The 1,884-nt window shown below is 62.2% G+C and carries 2 protein-coding genes; both read right to left on the bottom strand.

What is annotated here, in order from left to right:
- Positions 1–1,007: VWA domain-containing protein (locus tag HP546_RS29765; RefSeq protein WP_172233321.1), on the bottom strand; the 1,007-nt coding region annotated here is incomplete at its 3' end.
- A 13-nt stretch (positions 1,008–1,020) separates the two neighbouring features.
- Positions 1,021–1,866: a MoxR family ATPase gene (locus tag HP546_RS29760; RefSeq protein WP_013973748.1), complete on the bottom strand. Its 846-nt coding sequence runs from the start codon at positions 1,864–1,866 to the stop codon at positions 1,021–1,023.
- Positions 1,867–1,884: the final 18 nt, after the last annotated feature.

Here is a 1,884-nt window from a genome sequence, read left to right as displayed (position 1 = left end):
CACACATACCCGGCCTCTTCATTCCAGTGCTCCACGCTGCCACCCGGCTGGGTGATTTCGTACGGGGCCATGGCCGCATCGCCGACGAAGATCACTTTGTAGTCGTCGCCGTACTTGTGCAGCAGGTCGAACGTGGAATAGCGCTCCGAAGTGCGCCGCAGGTTGTTCTTCCACACCGACTCGTACACGCAGTTGTGGAAGTAGTAATACTCCAGGTGTTTGAACTCGGTCTTGCACGCCGAGAACAGCTCTTCGCAGACCTTGATGTGGGCGTCCATCGAGCCGCCGATGTCGAACAGCAACAGCAGCTTCACCGTGTTGCGCCGCTCGGGGCGCATCTGGATATTCAACAGCCCGGCGTCACGTGCGGTGTGGTCGATGGTGCCGTCGATGTCCAGCTCTTCTGCGGCGCCTTGCCGCGCGAACTTGCGCAGCCGGCGCAGGGCCAGCTTGATGTTGCGTGTGCCCAGCTCCACCTGGTCGTCCAGGTTCTTGTATTCGCGCTGGTCCCACACCTTCACCGCCTTGCCCTGGCGCTTGCCGGCCTCGCCCACGCGGATGCCCTCGGGGTTGAAGCCGCCCGAGCCGAACGGGCTGGTGCCGCCGGTGCCGATCCACTTGTTGCCGCCGGCGTGGCGCTCCTTCTGCTCTTCGAGGCGCTGCTTGAACGCCTCGATGAGCTTGTCCAGGCCGCCCAGCGACTGGATCTGCGCACGTTCCTCGTCGGTGAGCGAGCGTTCGAATTCCTTGCGCAGCCAGTCTTCGGGGATCAACGCCTCGATGTGCCGGTCGAGGTTTTCCAGGCCTTTGAAGTAAGCGGCAAACGCCCGGTCGAACTTGTCGAAGTGGCGCTCGTCCTTCACCAGGATGGCGCGGGCGAGGTAGTAGAACGCGTCCATGTCGGCGAACACCACGTGCTTTTCCAGGGCGTGGTGCAGGTCGAGCAGCTCGCGTACCGATACCGGCACCTTGGCTGCGCGCATTTCATTGAACAGGTTGAGCAGCATGGCCCGGCTCCTGTCAGCGGTTGCCGCGCCGGCTCATGAAGGCCAGGCGCTCGAGCAGTTGCACGTCCTGCTCGTTCTTCACCAGTGCCCCGGCCAGCGGCGGAATGGCCTTGGTCGGGTCGCGTTCGCGGAGCACCGCTTCACCGATGTTGTCGGCCATCAGCAGCTTGAGCCAGTCGACCAGCTCGGAAGTGGACGGTTTTTTCTTCAGGCCCGGCACCTTGCGCACGTCGAAGAACACGTCCAGCGCCTCGCTGACCAGCGACTGGCTGATGTTCGGGTAGTGCACATCGACGATCTGCTGCAGGGTGGTGCGGTCGGGGAAGGCGATGTAATGGAAGAAGCAGCGGCGCAGGAAGGCATCCGGCAGCTCCTTTTCGTTGTTGGAGGTAATGATGATGATCGGGCGCTGCCTGGCCTTGATGGTCTCGTCGATTTCGTAGACGTAGAACTCCATCTTGTCGAGTTCCTGCAACAGGTCGTTGGGGAACTCGATGTCGGCTTTGTCGATTTCGTCGATCAGCAGGATGACCCGCTCTTCGGCCTCGAAGGCCTCCCACAACTTGCCCTTTTTCAGGTAATTGCGCACATCGTGGACCTTGTCCACGCCCAGCTGCGAGTCACGCAGGCGGCTGACCGCATCGTACTCGTACAGGCCCTGGTGGGCCTTGGTGGTGGACTTGATATGCCAGGTAATCAGACGTGCGCCGAACGAGGCCGCCAGCTGTTCGGCGAGCATGGTCTTGCCGGTGCCGGGCTCGCCCTTGACCAGCAACGGGCGTTCGAGGGTGATGGCCGCGTTTACCGCCAGCTTCAGGTCGTCTGTGGCGACGTAGTCGCGGGTGCCTTCGAACTTCATGGATCTGTCCTCTGCGGT

The sequence above is a fragment of the Pseudomonas sp. CM25 genome (assembly GCF_013179705.1).
GTDB lineage: Bacteria > Pseudomonadota > Gammaproteobacteria > Pseudomonadales > Pseudomonadaceae > Aquipseudomonas.
This window is presented reverse-complemented; position numbering and strand designations above follow the sequence as displayed.